This is a genomic window from Aeromonas salmonicida (assembly GCF_028355655.1).
Lineage (GTDB): Bacteria > Pseudomonadota > Gammaproteobacteria > Enterobacterales > Aeromonadaceae > Aeromonas > Aeromonas salmonicida.
Genome location: NZ_CP110645.1, coordinates 1,492,449 through 1,509,209, shown reverse-complemented (window position 1 = coordinate 1,509,209; position 16,761 = coordinate 1,492,449). Strand labels below are relative to the sequence as shown.

General features: G+C 59.1%; 19 protein-coding genes. 5 read left to right on the top strand and 14 right to left on the bottom strand.

The features are described 5' to 3' along the window. Nucleotides 1–6 precede the first annotated feature (6 nt). From fliP to fliE, 12 genes are all read right to left on the bottom strand, one after another. Nucleotides 7–786 carry a flagellar type III secretion system pore protein FliP gene (gene fliP / locus ONZ54_RS07340; protein WP_059167601.1) on the bottom strand — a complete coding sequence of 260 codons (780 nt, stop codon included), beginning with the start codon at nucleotides 784–786 and terminating at the stop codon, nucleotides 7–9. Continuing rightward, nucleotides 773–1,156 (bottom strand): flagellar biosynthetic protein FliO, encoded by a 384-nt coding sequence (gene fliO / locus ONZ54_RS07335; protein WP_271787817.1) that lies wholly within the window; start codon nucleotides 1,154–1,156, stop codon nucleotides 773–775. Before fliO ends, fliP begins: the two co-directional genes overlap by 14 nt. Nucleotides 1,157–1,217: 61 nt before the next feature. After that, nucleotides 1,218–1,610 (bottom strand): flagellar motor switch protein FliN, encoded by a 393-nt coding sequence (gene fliN, locus ONZ54_RS07330; protein WP_017412373.1) that lies wholly within the window; start codon nucleotides 1,608–1,610, stop codon nucleotides 1,218–1,220. 49 nt (nucleotides 1,611–1,659) lie between these two features. Then, nucleotides 1,660–2,730 carry a flagellar motor switch protein FliM gene (gene fliM / locus ONZ54_RS07325; protein WP_005319319.1) on the bottom strand — a complete coding sequence of 357 codons (1,071 nt, stop codon included), beginning with the start codon at nucleotides 2,728–2,730 and terminating at the stop codon, nucleotides 1,660–1,662. Between the two features lie 9 nt (nucleotides 2,731–2,739). Then, nucleotides 2,740–3,258: a flagellar basal body-associated protein FliL gene (fliL, locus tag ONZ54_RS07320; protein WP_017412372.1), complete on the bottom strand. Its 519-nt coding sequence runs from the start codon at nucleotides 3,256–3,258 to the stop codon at nucleotides 2,740–2,742. Nucleotides 3,259–3,315: 57 nt separating this feature from the next. After that, nucleotides 3,316–5,235, bottom strand: a complete 1,920-nt coding sequence (locus tag ONZ54_RS07315) for a flagellar hook-length control protein FliK (RefSeq protein ID WP_271787816.1) — start codon at nucleotides 5,233–5,235, stop codon at nucleotides 3,316–3,318. Between the two features lie 92 nt (nucleotides 5,236–5,327). Continuing rightward, the gene (gene fliJ, locus ONZ54_RS07310) at nucleotides 5,328–5,768 is read right to left on the bottom strand and encodes a flagellar export protein FliJ (RefSeq protein ID WP_005319326.1); all 441 of its coding nucleotides are present in this window, start codon (nucleotides 5,766–5,768) and stop codon (nucleotides 5,328–5,330) included. A gap of 26 nt (nucleotides 5,769–5,794) precedes the next feature. After that, nucleotides 5,795–7,126, bottom strand: a complete 1,332-nt coding sequence (fliI, locus tag ONZ54_RS07305; RefSeq protein WP_005319328.1) for a flagellar protein export ATPase FliI — start codon at nucleotides 7,124–7,126, stop codon at nucleotides 5,795–5,797. Between the two features lie 54 nt (nucleotides 7,127–7,180). Beyond that, nucleotides 7,181–7,987, bottom strand: coding sequence for a flagellar assembly protein FliH (gene fliH / locus ONZ54_RS07300; RefSeq protein ID WP_058395673.1), 807 nt, complete (start codon nucleotides 7,985–7,987; stop codon nucleotides 7,181–7,183). A gap of 68 nt (nucleotides 7,988–8,055) precedes the next feature. Next, nucleotides 8,056–9,117: a flagellar motor switch protein FliG gene (gene fliG, locus ONZ54_RS07295; RefSeq protein WP_017412370.1), complete on the bottom strand. Its 1,062-nt coding sequence runs from the start codon at nucleotides 9,115–9,117 to the stop codon at nucleotides 8,056–8,058. Continuing rightward, entirely contained in the window at nucleotides 9,110–10,819 is a 1,710-nt protein-coding gene (fliF, locus tag ONZ54_RS07290) for a flagellar basal-body MS-ring/collar protein FliF (RefSeq protein ID WP_005319335.1), read from the bottom strand. Before fliF ends, fliG begins: the two co-directional genes overlap by 8 nt. 46 nt (nucleotides 10,820–10,865) lie before the next feature. Then, on the bottom strand, nucleotides 10,866–11,183 hold the full coding sequence (gene fliE, locus ONZ54_RS07285; RefSeq protein WP_011898507.1) for a flagellar hook-basal body complex protein FliE: 318 nt from the start codon (nucleotides 11,181–11,183) through the stop codon (nucleotides 10,866–10,868). Nucleotides 11,184–11,340: 157 nt separating this feature from the next. Between fliE and ONZ54_RS07280 the strand changes: the two genes are divergently transcribed. Continuing rightward, nucleotides 11,341–12,249: an AraC family transcriptional regulator gene (locus tag ONZ54_RS07280; protein WP_271787815.1), complete on the top strand. Its 909-nt coding sequence runs from the start codon at nucleotides 11,341–11,343 to the stop codon at nucleotides 12,247–12,249. 66 nt (nucleotides 12,250–12,315) lie between these two features. Next, a complete protein-coding gene (locus tag ONZ54_RS07275) occupies nucleotides 12,316–14,067 on the top strand; it encodes an amidohydrolase (protein ID WP_271787814.1) in 1,752 nt (583 codons plus the stop codon). A gap of 92 nt (nucleotides 14,068–14,159) precedes the next feature. Here the strand turns inward: ONZ54_RS07275 and befA are convergent, their stop codons facing one another. After that, nucleotides 14,160–14,945, bottom strand: coding sequence for a beta cell expansion factor BefA (gene befA / locus ONZ54_RS07270; RefSeq protein WP_058395669.1), 786 nt, complete (start codon nucleotides 14,943–14,945; stop codon nucleotides 14,160–14,162). Nucleotides 14,946–15,143: 198 nt separating this feature from the next. After that, complete coding sequence (locus ONZ54_RS07265) at nucleotides 15,144–15,512, bottom strand: ArsR/SmtB family transcription factor (RefSeq protein WP_271787813.1); 369 nt, start codon at nucleotides 15,510–15,512, stop codon at nucleotides 15,144–15,146. A gap of 251 nt (nucleotides 15,513–15,763) precedes the next feature. Between ONZ54_RS07265 and ONZ54_RS07260 the strand changes: the two genes are divergently transcribed. Genes ONZ54_RS07260 through ONZ54_RS07250 form a run of 3 tightly spaced genes read left to right on the top strand, consistent with a single transcriptional unit; the run spans nucleotide 15,764 to nucleotide 16,760 of the window. Beyond that, on the top strand, nucleotides 15,764–16,072 hold the full coding sequence (locus ONZ54_RS07260; RefSeq protein ID WP_005319348.1) for a DUF134 domain-containing protein: 309 nt from the start codon (nucleotides 15,764–15,766) through the stop codon (nucleotides 16,070–16,072). After that, nucleotides 16,069–16,593, top strand: coding sequence for a NifB/NifX family molybdenum-iron cluster-binding protein (locus tag ONZ54_RS07255; protein ID WP_271787812.1), 525 nt, complete (start codon nucleotides 16,069–16,071; stop codon nucleotides 16,591–16,593). Before ONZ54_RS07260 ends, ONZ54_RS07255 begins: the two co-directional genes overlap by 4 nt. Beyond that, nucleotides 16,578–16,760 (top strand): hypothetical protein, encoded by a 183-nt coding sequence (locus ONZ54_RS07250; protein ID WP_271787811.1) that lies wholly within the window; start codon nucleotides 16,578–16,580, stop codon nucleotides 16,758–16,760. Before ONZ54_RS07255 ends, ONZ54_RS07250 begins: the two co-directional genes overlap by 16 nt. The last annotated feature ends 1 nt before the right edge of the window (nucleotide 16,761 follow it).

The following is a 16,761-nucleotide window of genomic DNA, read 5'->3' as shown; positions in this document are numbered from 1 at the left end:
TCCGACTTAACCACCGGCGCCCAAGCCGAAACTGTTGGCCAGAGAGCCCAGTATCAGGTTCCAGCCATCCACCATGACGAACAACATCAACTTGAATGGCAGGGAAACCAGCATGGGTGACAGCATCATCATACCCATGGCCATCAGGATACTGGCCACTACCAGATCGATCACCAGGAAGGGCAAAAACAGCATAAAGCCTATCTGGAATGCCGTCTTCAACTCGCTGGTCACAAACGCCGGGATCAGCACTCGCAGTGGCACCTCGGCGGGTTTATCCACCTGCACGTCGGCGATTTCCATGAAGGTATTGAGATCCTTTATCCGGGTCTGGGAGAGCATGAACTGATGGATGGGCAGTTCGGCCTTCTCCAGTGCCTCCCTGGCCTGAATGGTCTCGGCCAGATAGGGTTGCAGCGCCTCGTCGTTGATGCGATCCAGCACGGGGGACATGATGAAAAACGACATGAAGAGGGCAATGCCGATCAACACCTGGTTGGAGGGGCTCTGCTGCAAACCGATCGCCTGGCGCAATATGCCAAGCACTATGATGATGCGGGTAAACGAGGTCATCATGATGACAACCGCAGGCAAGAAAGAGAGCGCCGTCATCAGCGCCAGCACTTGCAGGGTCAGGCTGTATTCCTGACTGCCATCCGCCAGGGTCTTGATGGTCACGGCCGACATGCCATCCTGGGCCAACGCCAGCGGCGAGAACAGCACCAGCGTTGATAACAGGCCGACCAGCAGCCCCATTGGTAACCTCAAGCCGTTAGCTTTTTTCATGTTTACCCATCAATTTGCCAAGTTGCTGGGAAAACGCCTGGGGCTGGCTCTCGTCCAGCGGCGTATCCAGGCGATAGAGAAAATTGACCTGCTGCGGTGTCACCCCGATCAACAACTGCTGTTCACCTACCTTGACCACCAGCAGCTTCTCTTTATAACCCACCGGCAGGCTGGCGATGACACGCATCTGACCGCCCCCCATGGCGTTGGCTATCTTGCTCTTCTTGAGCAGAAAGCCCAGCATCAGGATGAGGCCGATCACCATCAGGCTGGAGAGCAACCAGGAGGTGAGGCTGGGAGGATTGGCTCCCGCGCCGGGGCTGGCCAGTGCAGGGAGGGACAACAGCAGTAACAGGAACGCGCGGATCATGTGAGTTTCTGGATCCTGTCGGCCTGAGTGATGATGACATCAGTCAGCGCAATGGTACTGGTCATTTGAGTTTCTTGATCCTTTCAATCTGGCTGATGACATCGGTCAGGCGAATACCGAACTTGTCGTTCACTACCACCACTTCACCGTGGGCGATCAGGGTGCCATTGACCAGCACGTCCAGCGGCTCACCCGCCACCCGATCCAGCTCCACCACAGAGCCCTGGTTCAGTTGCAGCAAGTTGCGGATGCTGATCTGGCTGCGGCCCACTTCCATGGCGATGGTGACCGGAATATCCAGAATGGTATCGAGTTTGCGCCGCTCCTCCGCACTGATGGGGGCGTCATCGGTGAGCTCTTCAAGGGGAGCGGGTTTGGCTTCGGCAATCACCTGCTCTTCCAGTGCGGCTGCCCAGGCGTCCGCCATCAGATCCTCTTCATCAGTTCCGCTCATCTTGCTTCCTTATGCTAATTCGTGACCATCTGTCGTGACAGACTGTCGATTATCGCTGTTGATCTTCGATGCTGCGCTCGAGCTCTTCCAGCTCGGCCTCACCATCGATACGTATGCCGCCCCGGGTCACCAGATGCATCTCTGTCTTGACCCCTTCCGGGCGCTTGAGTTTGTCGGTAATCTTGAGGGCCACGTTATCCTTGGTCCGCCCCATCTTGGCATGGAAGGTGGGCAAATCTTCCACATAGACCAGCAGGTTCTCAGGCATCTCCACCGGGATTATGTCACCGGGCTTGAGCTCCATCAGCTCGCGCAGTGTCAGATCCGTCTCCAGCAGCTTGGCTCTGAGCTCGACCTTGACGTCCATGATCTCGTCGCGCAGCGCCTTGCTCCAGCGTACGTCCGTGTCACCCTTGTCGCTCTGCACACCGGCATCCAGCAGTTCGCGGATGGGCTCCAGCATGGAGTAAGGCATGGCCACGTGAAAATCACCGCCGCCCCCATCGAGCTCGATGTGGAACGAGCTCACCACTATCACCTCGGTGGGACTGACGATGTTGGCCATGGCAGGGTTCACCTCTGAGTCGAGGTATTCGAAACCCACATCCATGACGGGGGCCCAGGCGTCCTTGTAATCCTCGAACACCAGCTTGAGCAGCATCTGTATGATACGGCGCTCGGTGGGTGTGAACTCGCGACCCTCGATCTTGGCGTGGTAGCGACCATCGCCGCCAAAGAAGTTTTCCACCAGGATGAAGACCAGTCGGGCCTCCATGGTGATGAGTGCCGTGCCCTTGAGCGGACGGAAACGCACCATGTTCAGGCTGGTCGGCACGAACAGTGTGTGTACGTATTCGCCGAATTTGAGCATCTGCACGCCGTTGATGGAAACCTCGGCGGTGCGTCGCATCATGTTGAACAGGCTGATCCGCATGTGACGGGCAAAGCGCTCGTTCACCAGCTCCAGGGTCGGCATACGGCCACGGACGATGCGGTCCTGGGAGGAGAAGTCAAACTGGGCAACACCGGGATCCCCCGCTGCGCCTATCTCTTCCTCTTCGACATCATCGACACCGTGCAAGAGGGCATCAATTTCGTCCTGACTTAACAGATCGCTCACGCTTCACCCTTATTGCATTACAAAGCCGGTAAACAGCACTTGTTCGATAACGGGGGAAGAGACCAGGTCACCCAGTACCCGACGGCACTCTTCCAGTGAATCCTTGCGCAGCTTCTCCTTGCCTTCGAAGGTCATCAGCTGCTCGCTGGTGGCGGCACTGAAAATCCGCAGCAAGGTGCCTTCAATCAGGGGGATATTTTGCTTGGCCAGGTTCTCGTCGGCGGTGCCACGCACCATCAGCTGCACCTTGATCTGCACCAGCCGATCCCGCTGCCCGCCCGAGACGTTGAACACGAAGGGACGCGGCATGCCCACATAGAGCGAAGGTTTCGGTGCCGTATCTTTCGGCTTGGCATCTGCCCCCTCGGCAGCAGCATCCGCAGCCGGCTTGTCAGAGCCGGAGAGCATGAACCAGGCACCAGCACCGCCACCCGCCAGCACTATCACTGCCAGGGCGATGATCATGATCAGCTTCTTTTTCTTGCCTGCCGCCGGATCTTTAAGCGTCAGTTCGTTGTCATCTGCCATCCCTTGTCCACCCTAGTCTCAAACTTGTTCGATATCATAAACTTACTCAGGCTGGCATCAAGCATAGAAATCAATTCCGGCGTCGTTTGTCGATTCCATCGACAAACGACTGCCTGCCGCCGTGACCTCTGCCTCAGTTTGGCCTGTTTCAGAAAACGATCCGCTGCCATGTTGACCTGACTGGCCCTGGCCGGAAAAAGCGGACTGTCCCTGAGACTGCTGCTGTGGCTGTTGTTGCACCAGAGTCTGACCAAGCTGGATGCCCTGTCCGGCCAGCATATCACGCAGGCGGGGCATGGCTTGCTCCAGCATTTCGCGAGTCTGCCCATGCTGCACCACAAAGTGCACGTTGGCTTGGTTGTCGGATCCCATTTGGATCTGGATTTTCATCTTGCCAAGACCCAGGGGATCGAGCTGGATCTCCGCCTGCTGCAACTTGTCCGTCAGCATCAGATTTACCTTCTGATGCAACTGGGCAGGGGTCTCCGGACTGGCCAGCTTGAGGTGAGCCAAATGCTGGGGATCCCGCCGCGCCGATATGTCGGTGGTCGGCTTGCTGTCATTGTTCACGGCCTGGGGCTGACTGTTCTGCTGCACCTGCTGGCTGTGGTTGTTGTCCTGGGTAGTAGACTCTGTGCCCAGAGCGCTGTTTCTGCCAAGCTCGGCCACCTTCTGCTTCACATCCAGTTTGACGTCAACCTTGGTCTTGGGCGAATCACTGGCTTCCATCTGCTTGAGACCAGCCGACAAGGCGTTCAATGATGCTTGCGGCCCTTGTGATTCACTGCTGGCCAGCGCCTGTTGCGGCGCCGTCAATACGGGCTCGGCAGCTTGTGCAACCGGTGTCGTCTGAGCGCCTGTCGCCATGCTGGGTGCAACAGCCTGGCTATCTGATTTGGCGGCAGGGGCAACCTTGGCTTGCTCACCCTCTTCAGTGACAGCCTGGGTCTGTGCGGCATCGGTCGAGGTTGTGGTGCCACTGTCGGCCCGGCCCAATCCCTCTTCAAACGCCCTGGTGGCGCCCGCCTGAGCAGGCACGACCTGATTCATGGTGTGCAGGGGAGATGGCTTTTCAGCCCCCTCCTTGTGACCCATAGGGGGGATGGCGGATTTGGAGCTGCCATCAGCCTCGACAGGATTGTTCCCCTCGCCTTTGACAACCTTTTCCACCGCTTCGGTCGGCAACACCTTGCTCAGCAAGGCGGTCCGTTCAGCACCGGACAGTGCGGCCTTGCCGTCCTTGTCGGCGCTCGCCGTGTCTTTGCCCTTTTCATCACCCTTCAGCTCAGCCGCCATGGCCGCGGACATATCCCCATCCACGGCTTCGGTGGCTGGCGTTTCATCGTTTGCAGCCGCAGCCCCTGTATCCGCCCCCTTGAGCAGGCTGGCCGCCTGTTGCGCCAGCAAGGCGGCGTCTCTGGACGCGGCCAGCTTGCCATCACCTTGTTTGCCGTCAAGCGCCAGCGCATCGGCAGATGCGGTGGCCTCATCTTCTTGCGGCAACATATTGCCGTCACCTTCCACAGCCGGGGCAAGGTTGAGAACGGCGGGGGAGACGAGACTGGTATCCTGCTTGAGGGCGTCTTGCAGACGCTGCAAGAAATCAATGGGAGAGGCACTGCTCTCAGCCTCTTCCATTTTTTTCTCCTTGCCGTCCGTGGCGGCCGTCTCCCCTGTGGTATCCGCCAAAGATTTGGCATCACCATGCTTGCGACCTTCCCCCTTGTCAGTGACGACCTTTTCCTTGGCGAGCGGATCAGGGGCAACTTGCTCACCGGCAGCCACTTTGCTGCTCTGCCTGGCACCAGTTGCCTTATCCGTCTGCTGGGTCTTGGCCATCACCTCGGAAAAGCCCCCCTTCAGATCGCTCTGCGAGGACTGATCACCTTTATCGGACGATGAGATGAGCGGCGCGTTTTTATCGGCAGGAGTCGCAGCCGAAGCGGAGGGGGTATTGGTTAACAGTGTCTGCATCATGATGAAGGTCCCTGACGGCAATCGGGTTCGGGTGCAGCCCTCACGCGAAAGAGAGGGGTGAGGCGCACACTGGATGGTCAGAATAAAGCAAGTTACAGGCCAGAATGATGAAAACGGCGCAGCATGGCGTACTCATCCAGCATCTTCTGCTCCTGACGCTGAGCCTTCTGCTGCTCACGCCCGGCCTGCTTGGCCAGCAACAACTCCACCGCCTTGCGCCTCTGCTGGGCTGACAGCCACTCTTGCCGTCGCAGCTCCAGCGCCTGACGCACTTGCCGCACCCCTTCATACTGCTGGGTAGCCGCCTGTTCGAGCTTGCTGATAAAAGCGTGATACTGGGCATTCTGCTGGGCGCCTATGCCCTGCAAGCCACGGTCGGTCCACTGTTGATGGTAGATCTGGCGGTACTGATTGAGCGCTTCCTGCTGCTCCATGAAGATTTTCAGATCCTGCTGGGCCTTGGCCAGTGCCAACCCTGCCTGCTGTTCGGCCTCAAGCAACCGCTCGGACAACATCACCAACCCTTTACTCATGAGCGAGCTCCACCCTTACTACATCGTCAACGCATCAGTGGCATGGCCACCAGTTGCAGGGATTGCAGGCCCTCATCATAGTGAATGACCTCGCGCATACCCTGTTGCAAGAACTGGTCCAGATAAGGTTTGTGAACGATGGCACGGTCGATGCGAGGGTCAGAACCCTGGCTGTAAGCACCTATGGTGATGAGATCCCGGTTCTGCTGATAGAGGGAATAAAACTGCTTGAGGGTACGCGCCAAATCCATGTGCTCGGGTGAGGTGACCATGGGCATGACACGACTGATGGATTTTTCGATATCGATGGCCGGATAGTGGCCTGCATCGGCCAGCTCCCGCGACAGGACTATGTGGCCATCGAGGATGGCCCGCGCCGCATCGGCGATGGGATCCTGCAAGTCATCCCCCTCGGTCAAGACGGTGAAAAACGCCGTAATGGATCCCTGACCATCGCTACCGTTGCCCGCTCGCTCCACCAGCGCCGGTAATTTGGCAAAGACCGACGGCGGATAGCCCTTGGTCGCCGGCGGCTCACCCACCGCCAGTGCGATTTCACGCTGGGCCTGGGCGTAACGGGTAAGCGAATCCATCAGCAGCAGCACGTTGAGGCCCTGATCGCGAAAATACTCGGCGATGGCGAGCGCCGTCTCGCACCCCTTGAGACGCATCAGGGGCGAGGCATCGGCCGGCGCCGCCACCACCACGGAGCGGGCTCGCCCCTCCTCCCCCAATATGTCCTCGATAAACTCTTTCACTTCCCGGCCCCGTTCACCGATGAGGCCCACCACCACCACATCCGCCACCGAGCCGCGTGTCATCATGCCGAGCAACACGGATTTGCCGACGCCGGAGCCGGCAAACAGTCCCATCCGCTGGCCCTGCCCTACCGTCAGCACGGCATTGATGGCGCGCACCCCTACGTCCATCGGCTGATGGATGGGGCGACGGGAGAGCGGGTTGATACGGTGCTGGGCAAATTGCACCGTCTGGGACGAGAGGATGGGACCAAGCCCGTCCAGCGGCTGGCCTATGCCGTCGATGACGCGCCCGAGCAGGTTCATTCCGACCGGAATGCCGTGCTCTTCGGTCATGGGCACCACACGGGCACCAGGAATGACCCCCTTGAGCTGTTCGCTTGGCATCAGGAACAGGCGATCGCCGGAAAAGCCCACCACCTCGGCCTCCAACTCGCCATCCTGGGTATCGATGCGACAGAGGGCGCCGATGGCCGCGCGGCAGCCAATGGCCTCCAGCGTGAGTCCCACAACCCGGGTCAATTTACCGGCGACGGGCGGCTTGGGCGCGGTATCGCGGACCCGATACCCTTGCAACCGAGTGAGTAACGAGCCGCTCATCTGGCCTCCTGAGAGAGAAAAAGGTCAACCGGGCCCGCTGGCGCCAGCCCGGTGTCAATTATTCGGCAAGTCCCGAGACGCATTGTCTCGCAAGAAACTGCGCAGCAGCTGATCGATACGCCCCTGCAGGGTCAAATCGACGCTGGAAAGCTCGGTCGCCAGTTGCAGATCACCGGGGGAGAGAGTGGGATCGCTTTGCAACCGCCAGTGACGCTTGGCGCACTCTTCCACCCCGAACGCCTGCTCGACCCGCGCAATGTCATCGGGATGCAACATCAGGGTGACGCCCTGCTCGGCGGCCGGCAACAAGGCCAGCCCCTGCTTGAGCGCTTCCAGCAGGATACGGGGCGAGGTCTCTGCCTCGTGCCGCATGAGGGTGCGGGCCAGTTGCATCACCAGCGAGATGAGCTGCTGCTCCACCGCCTGATCCAGCTCATGGAGAGGATTGGCAAGGCGGTCAATCAGCGACTGCCAATGGGCCATCTGCTGATCCACCTGCTCGCGGGCCAAAGCCAGCCCCTCCTCCTTGCCCTGCTCGAGCCCGGCCTGGTGGCCTTGTTGCAAGCCTTCCAGCTTGCCCTCCTCCAGTCCCTTGGCGAATCCGGTGGCCTGACCTTCGGCCATGCCTTCATCCCAGGCGGCCTGACGGATGGCTTCCAGCTCTTCTGCCGTTATGCTGGGGGTGGGTTCGGGAACCGGTTCTTCCACCGGCACTTCTTCTTCCTGCTGATACCAGTCGGGAGAATAACCCAGGGCATTGGTCTCGACCGCGGCCTCGACTTCCATCTCCGGCCAGCCCCACGCCTCGACCCGGGTATCATCCCCGTCAGGGCGAACATAACCACGCAGCTTGTTGTTCATGCTTTAAATGCGCCCCTCGCCACGGTCAGATACGGGCCAACGAAACCGAACACTTGATGGTTCATGGTTTAGAGGAACTCCTCGCCACCACCGGCGCCCAGCATGATCTCGCCGGCATCCGCCAGACGGCGGGCGATGGAGAGGATCTCTTTCTGGGCAGCTTCCACCTCGGAGACCCGGATTGGCCCCATGGCCTCCAGATCGTCCGCCAGCATCTCGGCGGCCCGCTTGGACATGTTCTTGAAAATCTTCTCGCGCATCTGATCGTCCGAGCCCTTGAGCGCCCGTTGCAGCAGCTCGCCCGGCACTTCCCGCAGCATGGTCTGAATGCCGCGGTCGTCCACGTCGATGAGGTTCTCGAACACGAACATCAAATCCTGGATCTGCTGGCTCATCTCTTCGTCCGACTCGCGGATGGAGTCCATCAGCTGGCCTTCGATGTTGGTATCCAGGTAGTTCATGATGTTGGCTGCCGCCTTCAGGCCGCCCATCTTGGCTGCCTGGGCACCCGCCGCACCGGCGAACTGTTTCTCCATGATGTCGTTCAACTCTTGCAACGCCGCCGGTTGCACCTCTTCCAGGTTGGCGATCCGCATCACCAGATCCAGGCGCACCTGCTCCGGGAACTGGCTCAGGATCTCGGCCGACTGCTCAGGCTCCAGATAGGACAATACGATTGTCTGGATCTGCGGGTGTTCGTTCAGGATGATGCTGGCCACCTGGCGTGCATCCATCCACTTGAGGGAGTCGAGGCCGCGGGAGCCTGAACCCAATATGATTTGATCCACCAGGTTGCTGGCTTTGTCTTCGCCAAGTGCCGCCACCAGCGCCTTGCGCACGAAGTCTTCGCTGCCGATGCCGATGTTGGTGTACTTCTGGATATCGTCGATGAATTGACGATGCACCGCCGCCACCCGATCGTGGCTGAAGTCAGACATGGAGGCCATCGACATACCGAGTCGCTGTACCTGCTTGGGCTCAAGGTGACGGAAGATCTGGGCGGCATCCTCTTCATTGAGGCTCAGCATCAATACGGCCGCCATCTCCATCCCGCTCATCTGATCCAGGATCAGGCGCTGTCCCTCGGTAATGTCATTACCGGTGACTTGGGTCTTAATTTCTTCAGGCATCTTTGTTGCTTACCCATTCTTTAATGACCTGTGCGGCCAGATCCGGTTCGTTCGCAACCAGCGCACGTACCGCCTTGAGCAGATCCTCGTCACGGTGCAGATCCGGCAGTTTCAGATGGCCGTCACGTACGCCGAATACCGGCTCGGACTCGGCCTGAGCGGCCAGCAGACTGAGCTCGTCATCCCCACCCAGCACTATGCTGTTGTCCAGATCCAGATCCCCTTCCGGTCGTGCATCCGGGTAAAGCAGACGCTTGAGCATGGGGCGTACCACTGTGACGATCAACACTATGATGACCAGCACTGAGGCCGCGATGCGCACCGCACGCCAGAACCAGGGTTGCTCGTAGATGGGCGCGTCGGCCACATTTTCAAGCTCGGGCCGGTTGAACGGAATGGCGACCACTTCCAGAGTATCACCGCGGGTCACATCAAAGCCAAGCCCGCCGCTCAATAGGCGACGCAGGGTATCGAGTTCGGCCTGGGAACGGGCCTCACGGGTGACGGCGCCATCGGCACCGGCGATGGACTTGTAATCCACGGCTACCGAGACTGTCATGCGGCGAATGCCCCCCATCTGGCGGCGAATATGGCTGACGGTGGTATCCAGTTCGAAGTTGCGGGTTGCTTCCTTGCGGGAACGACCAGAGGAAGAGGCGGCTCCGCCATCCCCGCCTGCGGCTTCCTCGGGAATATTCGAGGCTGCGGGTGGCTGATTGGTGAGAGCACCCGGCACACCGCCGTTGCTGCCACTGGCACTGTTCTCTTCCAGCGTCATCTCGGAACGCACGGCAGGCAGGTCCGGGTTATAGGTCTTGCGGGTCTGCTCCTGCTGGGAGAAGTCAAGAGAGAGGTCAACCTCCGCCGTATAATTGTCGGCGCCCAGTACGGGTATCAGGATGGCGTCAATTTTTTGTTTGTATTCCACTTCCTGCTTCTGCTGCATCGCAAACTCCTTGCGGGTCTGGGCAGAGACAGGATCTTGCGAACCGGAATTGAGCAGGCGACCGTTCTGATCGGTCACAGTGACACGGGTCGGCTCCAGGCCATGTACGGCGGAGGCGACCATGTCGACGATGGAATCCACTTCCCCCTGACCAAGAGCATTGCCCTTGAGGCTCAGCACCACGGTCGCACTGGGTTTGCGCTCGTTGCGGGCGAACACGTTGTCTTTCGGAATGGCCAGCAGCACCTGGGCCTTGGCCACGTTCTGGAACTGCTCGATGGCGCTCGCCAGCTGGCGCTCGCGGCTTAACTTGAGGCGCTCCGTCTCCATGCGCTGGCTGACGCCAAAGCTGGAATCCTTGAGCAGGATGGACTCGCCATCGTTGCTGGCATCGGTATTGGTGGCAAGGCCGGCGCGGGTCAGGCGCAGGCGGATATCGGCATATTTTTCGGCGCTGACCAGCACGCTCTTGCCATCCACCTCATAGGGGATCTTCTGGGCGTCAAGGTAGTCCAGGGTCTTGACCAGCTCCTGGGTGCTGTAGGTGCCAAGGGGACGCATGTCCGGCTCCTTGCCCCACAACAGGATGAAAACGGCGATCGCCAGACAGATGGCCAGCCCCAGGATCAGGGTAATTTGCCGCAGCACATCCGTGTTGGACAGGAAGCCGAGAGCTGAACTCTTTTGCTCGTTCTCATCGAGGGCAGCGGAGCTCTCCTCGTTGATCAGCAGTTCGCCATTTTGGTCAGTAGCCACGATTTATGTCCTTATTGCTGACATGTGCATGATATTCAGTAATCTCTTATACCGGCATGTTCATGATGGTCTTGTAGGCATCGACCATCTTGTTGCGCACCTGCACCGTTGCCTCGAAGGCGATAGAGGATTTCTGGCCGGCGATCATCACATCGGACAGATCGACTGACTTGTCGCCCATATCGAAACGGGTGCGCAGATCATTGGCGGCGCCTTGCAGTTCGTTGACGTTGCCGAGCGCCTGCTGCAGCAACTGACCAAAGTCAGAGGTGACCTGACGACCGGGCTGAGTCAGCGGCGTGGCGCCAGCTTCAACCTTGAGAGCCTGCATCTCTTGCATCAGGCTGCTTGCACTAATTTCCATATCTCATCCCCAGACAAATCATTGACGCTGGCATCCAATAAGCAATTAGAGTGCCAATGCGTTAGGAGTGGCGTGAGGATGCGTGGCCAGACCAGAGCTGGCGGATTCGACAAGGACTGATGGCTCTGATTAAATCCGGTGTTGACGCCCACTTTTAATGGTTGGCAAGGAGTCATCTCTGGATTATCGCAAACCTGTGTTCAAGGCGATGGACTACATAAGCCAGCATCTGGATGACAATCCCAGTCTGGATGAGGTCGCGACGGCGGCCGCCATCTCCACCTTTCACTTTCACCGCATTTTCAAGACGATGGTCGGAGAGACTATCGCCGGCTTTACCCGGCGCCTGCGCATGGAACGTGCGGCCCGTCGCTTGCTGGCCGCACCACAGAGCGATATCACCACCCTTGCGATCGCAGCCGGGTTCTCCAGCTCCCAGAATTTTGCCAAAGCCTTTCGTCTGCACTTCGCCATGAGCCCCTCGGAATACCGCCAGCAACAAGGGGGAAACTGGAAAAGCAAGATTGGAAACGATCCCCTTCCCTTTGAAACCTATGATGGCCTGGTCATGCACCCGGTCACTGAACACCAGGGTCTGTTGCAGGGGACGAGCATCAAGCAGATGCCCGCCCGGCGCGTTGCATATATGCGCCGTATGGGGCCCTATGGCAAAGAGACCTGCGAGCAAGCCCATCGGGATTTACTCGCACTGTTCGCGTCAGACGAGGCGATGACACCGGCAGGCACCTTGAGTCTCTATTGGGATATTCCTGACATCACCGATGAGACGCGCTGCCGTACTGACGTCTGCATTGAGCTGGATTCCGGAATCCACGCAGGGCGCCAGTTAACCACCCAGACCATCGCCGCTGGCCCCTATGCGGTATGCCAGTTTATCGCTCGCGGAGATCAACTGGTCACCACTTGGGAGATGGCGTTTGGCTGGCTGGTGAGCAAAGGGCTGAGCTGCGACGACCGTCCGTGTTACGAGCAATACCACGCGGGCACTGACCCCGACCGGGATCATTACGTGTTTGATATCTGTATCCCGCTTATCAACCCATAAGCCGATACCCCATTTCCATTCACCCTCTTCGGTGCCTTCGGGCGCCGAAGCGACGGAGTCATGCCCATGAATGTCAAAACGCTGTTTCTTGCCAGCCTGCTGGTGAGCCTTCCGATGGCAGCCAATGCCCAGTCACAGAGCCAGACCCTGATCTTTGGCGGCACCATCTACAGCGGCGATCCGGCGAACCCTCACCCGGAGGCAGTCGGTATTGAAGGTAAAAAGATCGTGGCGGTCGGCAGTTACCAGGAGGTCAGTGCCCGGCTCGGCAGCCATGCCAACCAGATTGATCTGAAAGGAAAGTATCTGATGCCGGGACTCATCGACAGTCATGTGCATGCGGCCTTTGCCGGATTTCAGGCCATGACGGTTAACTTTCCCGATGCCATGAGTCAGGTTAAGCAACTGCAACAATTTCTGACCAGCAGCCAGGATGACCCCCGTCTGACACTCGGTGACGTGCAGCTATACAGCAATGTCTCGCTCGATTACTGGCATCAGTTACCCCTGCTCGATCAGGTGTTCAATGGCCCGCAGTACCGGCAGGTCCCCGTGGTGCTGGCCGGATCGGATGCCCACACCGGCTGGGCCAATCAGGCCATGCTGCGCAAGGCAGGCATTGATGGAGAGGCCCTTGCCGGTCGTTATGCCCCATTGAAAGGCAATTTTGGCCTCACCCCATCCGGCAAGCTGAATGGTTTTGCCTCGGAAGGAGGCTGGGATGCCATCCTCAAAGCCCTGCCACCCGTCAGCGACGAGACGATTGCCAATGCCATCATGACCGCAGCCAAGCAGCTCAATCAGGTTGGCATTACCGCCTGGATGGACCCTATCAGCAATATTCGCCCCCTCGCGCCTGTCTTCAACGCCGAGCCGGATCGCCGTGACACCGGCCTGCTCCCGGCTTACAGCATGCTATCGCGGGAAGGCAAGCTGACCGGGCATGTATCCACCCTGGCACTGGTGGGGATCCACGCATCGCCCGCCATCATTGATGACGTCCTGGCGCTCCAGCGGCAGTTCCAAGATGCCCCGGATGTCAAACTGGTGGGGATCAAGATCCTGCAAGATGGAGTCATCGAGTTTCCATCCCAGACCGCCAAGTTGAGCGAGCCCTATCTCAACCGCCCCGGTTACAGCGGCAAAGACGATCTGGACAAGCAGCGCTTCAACGAGCTGATCCGCACGGCTGACGCCCATCAACTGATCACTCATTTCCACGCCATCGGCGATCGGGCCGTCCGTGAATCCCTCGATGCCATCGCCTATGCACGGGCCCACAATGAAGATCGCCGCCTGCTGCACAGCATCACCCATCTGGAAGTGGTGAGCCCGGCCAGCATTGCCCGTTTCAAACCACTCAATGTGGCTGCCTCAATGCAACTGCTATGGGCCGGGAAAAACGTGGCGACCACCATGCTGCTGGAGGGGAAAGTGCCCCCAGCCCTGCTGGCCCGTCTCTATCCGGCAGGCAGCCTGCTGCAAAGCGGCGCCATTCTCGCCGGTGCCAGTGACTGGCCAGTATCCAGCCCCAACCCCTTCCTTGCGATATATACCGCGATCACCCGCCAGGGCGAACTTGGCTTGCTGCCCCCCGCCAGCGAGCAGATCAACCGCCAGGCTATCTTGCAGGCTTACACGCTCAACGCCGCCAAGGTGATTGGACAGGAGAAACAGACAGGATCGATCAGCGTAGGCAAGAGTGCTGATCTGGTATTGCTGGATCGCAATCTGGAGCAGGTTGCGAGCGAGCAGATCAAGGATACCAAGGTGCTGTGGACCATGTTCAAAGGCAAACGGGTCTATCAGGCCCTCTAATCCAGAGAGAGGAAAAAGGCCCACTATGCGGGCCTTCATGAATAGGTCATGGCAAAATCATTACCTGCTGTGACCAGCTGATAACGACTCGATTATCGGCTTTTTTCAGTCAGATCCTTGTCCACCCAGTACTTGGATCCCGAGATGCTGGCATCGAGCAGCAGCCCCGTCTCGCCGATCTGGTAGATGGCCATGCCGCCATTGTACTTGGCGGTGAGCCCGGCGCTCTCCTTGCCCGCTACCGCCCCCACCTCAGAGGTCGCCTCCCAGCCCTTGGTCACGAAGGCATCGAACCTGGCCTTGTCTTCAAACAGGATCACCTGCTGGTAAAACTTGCCACCAAGGCCGGCCGAGAGGCCAGCGCCCAGCATTTTCATGTAGGTGTGCTGGCCGCTGCCGCGATTGATCGCCACCCCTGCCCCCTGATTGGTTTGCAGCATCAGGGAGAACTTGCGTGAATCGAACACCGCATAGCCATACGCCCGGTCAAACAACAACTTGGCAGAGGGTTGTTCGTTGAACAGTCGCACCAGGGCTGTGTCGGCCATGGTATCGAGGGCGAGTCGTGCTTCTGGCGCCGTCTTGGGCTCACGCATCTCGTCGAGCTTCTTGTCGGCGACCACCAGCCACTCCTTGCCGGTTGCTATGCTCTTGTCGGTCCAGGCCCCGGCGGTATTGAACGCCTCCGAGCCCCACTGGGAGACGGACGCCCAAGTCGCCTTGGAGAAATCGGTCACGCTCCGCCACGCCTCCTTGCTGGTGTCGCTCACAGCCGTGCCAAGATCGGCGGCGGCCTCCTTTACCTTGGCCCAATCGGCCAGTATGGGGGTCGAGGCCAGCGCCAATGTCGTTGCCAATACCAGGAATCGAATCTTCATGGGTTCTCCACCATCTGTGATGAGCTGACCCTCACAGTAGCAGAATAAGGGACCGCCGGATAAGTGTGAGGCCCACAACACCAGTCAGTGGATGACGCACGGCCTGACCTCATATGCACATCTGAGCACCCGATCCGGTATCCGAGATGCCCGGCAAGCCTGGTTGAAAGGGTCAGTTCCCCCATGACGGCGCTGGCGTTATCCCTTGTCGAAGCAGCCGTTGGTAGACAGAACATGAGGGGAACAACGGGACTCGGCACGCATCATGCCGCATGCCTCGGGGTGACCGGCGCAGCACTCCTCCGTGAGGTAGCCTATCAATGCCAGCATGAGAGGGATGTTGGCGCGATAACGCAGGAAGCGACCCTCTTGCTCCACCGACAGCAAGCCGGCGTGCAACATGGCCTTGAGGTGAAATGACAGTGTGTTGGGGGCGATATCGAGACTGCTGGAAAGCTCCCCGGCCACCCGTCCCTCCAGGCCCGCTTTCACCAGCAGACGCCAGACATCGAGCCGAATGCCGGAGGAGAGGGATTCAAACACCTTGGTGGCCATCGCTTTGTTCATGTCATTCACCTTGAATTTTCATCAATAACTCATTATTTCAGCAAGATACGTACGATTAACATGCCTGAGACAAGCAACTCGTTCCTCCCGGGAACGAGCACGGATCGTTGCACAACCAGACCCAACCATCTTGCGACCAGCGCACTGTAACAGGGCCTTCGTCCCTGATATGCAATGAAAACACATGTTTTATTCATTTGCATACCCTGATTGTCCGGCGTATAAATGGCATATGCCAAATAGGAGTGCTTATGCCCAGACCCAAAATTGCCCGCCAGATCTGTGGCCGCCCCGCCAACAGTTGCTTCAAACCCAATGGCCGCCCCATGCACCAGCTGGAGCAGGTCGCCCTTGCTGCCGACGAATTCGAGGCACTGCGCCTGGTGGATCTGGAAGGCATGCAGCAACAGGAGGCCGCCGTCGTGATGGGGGTATCTCGTCAGACCCTGGCCAACATCCTTAAAAAAGCCCGCTACAAGGTGGTGGACTGTCTGAGCCAGGGCAAAGCCTTGATGATGCAGGCGAGCGACCCCGACACCAGTGGAGACATACCCCTATGAATACAGAACATGGCCTGATGATGGCACCAGCAGCCAACCGTGCCGTCATGCTGACCCGGGGCCAGCTGGCCAGTCACTTTACCCGCGCCGAACAGCTGCAAATAGTAAGCCCCGAGGGCACTGTGCTCGCCACCCTGCCCAACCCGGCAGCCGGTGAGGGTTGTGGCGGCAAACAGGCGCTGCTGGTCACCCTCAAGGCTCATCAAGTCAATCAGGTAGTAGTACGCAATATCGGTGAGCGAATGCTGGGACGCTTGTTGACCGGCGGCATGCAGGTGGTGCAGTGTCGCTCGGCGCGACTGCCGTGGCCGGCACTGCTGGCTGAAGGCAATTTGCAACCTCTGACCGAGCCAAGCCAGGGCCGCAGGTCACAGCGCCATGCTGGCAAATCCGTCATCCACGCCATCAAACGCGATGGCCATGACGGCGCTGAGCGTCCCCCTTGTCAGGGAGGCTGCTGCGGCGAAGGGAACACAGGGCGCCACAACACCAAGGAGGCAAACTCATGTCACTGCTGCTGATCACCATACTGGCCGCCTTTGTGCTGATCGTCGCCATGGGCTCCCTGCTCTGGTGGCGCCAGTACAGGCTGGCGCAAAAGCGCGCGGATAAAGCGGTGCGCCCCTGTGGCTGCGCGAGCACCTGCACCGATCACCTCTACCAGATAAACGAACCAGGGCCCAAGTAGA

Excerpts from the sequence above, each read along its gene's own strand:
- fliP (WP_059167601.1), bottom strand. The coding sequence starts at position 786 with ATGAAAAAAGCTAACGGCTTGAGGTTACCAATGGGGCTGCTGGTCGGC.
- fliO (WP_271787817.1), bottom strand. The coding sequence starts at position 1,156 with ATGATCCGCGCGTTCCTGTTACTGCTGTTGTCCCTCCCTGCACTGGCC.
- fliN (WP_017412373.1), bottom strand. The coding sequence starts at position 1,610 with ATGAGCGGAACTGATGAAGAGGATCTGATGGCGGACGCCTGGGCAGCC.
- fliL (WP_017412372.1), bottom strand. The coding sequence starts at position 3,258 with ATGGCAGATGACAACGAACTGACGCTTAAAGATCCGGCGGCAGGCAAG.
- ONZ54_RS07315 (WP_271787816.1), bottom strand. The coding sequence starts at position 5,235 with ATGATGCAGACACTGTTAACCAATACCCCCTCCGCTTCGGCTGCGACT.
- fliJ (WP_005319326.1), bottom strand. The coding sequence starts at position 5,768 with ATGAGTAAAGGGTTGGTGATGTTGTCCGAGCGGTTGCTTGAGGCCGAA.
- fliI (WP_005319328.1), bottom strand. The coding sequence starts at position 7,126 with ATGAGCGGCTCGTTACTCACTCGGTTGCAAGGGTATCGGGTCCGCGAT.
- fliH (WP_058395673.1), bottom strand. The coding sequence starts at position 7,987 with ATGAACAACAAGCTGCGTGGTTATGTTCGCCCTGACGGGGATGATACC.
- fliG (WP_017412370.1), bottom strand. The coding sequence starts at position 9,117 with ATGCCTGAAGAAATTAAGACCCAAGTCACCGGTAATGACATTACCGAG.
- fliE (WP_011898507.1), bottom strand. The coding sequence starts at position 11,183 with ATGGAAATTAGTGCAAGCAGCCTGATGCAAGAGATGCAGGCTCTCAAG.
- ONZ54_RS07280 (WP_271787815.1), top strand. The coding sequence starts at position 11,341 with ATGGTTGGCAAGGAGTCATCTCTGGATTATCGCAAACCTGTGTTCAAG.
- ONZ54_RS07275 (WP_271787814.1), top strand. The coding sequence starts at position 12,316 with ATGAATGTCAAAACGCTGTTTCTTGCCAGCCTGCTGGTGAGCCTTCCG.
- befA (WP_058395669.1), bottom strand. The coding sequence starts at position 14,945 with ATGAAGATTCGATTCCTGGTATTGGCAACGACATTGGCGCTGGCCTCG.
- ONZ54_RS07265 (WP_271787813.1), bottom strand. The coding sequence starts at position 15,512 with ATGAACAAAGCGATGGCCACCAAGGTGTTTGAATCCCTCTCCTCCGGC.
- ONZ54_RS07260 (WP_005319348.1), top strand. The coding sequence starts at position 15,764 with ATGCCCAGACCCAAAATTGCCCGCCAGATCTGTGGCCGCCCCGCCAAC.
- ONZ54_RS07255 (WP_271787812.1), top strand. The coding sequence starts at position 16,069 with ATGAATACAGAACATGGCCTGATGATGGCACCAGCAGCCAACCGTGCC.
- ONZ54_RS07250 (WP_271787811.1), top strand. The coding sequence starts at position 16,578 with ATGTCACTGCTGCTGATCACCATACTGGCCGCCTTTGTGCTGATCGTC.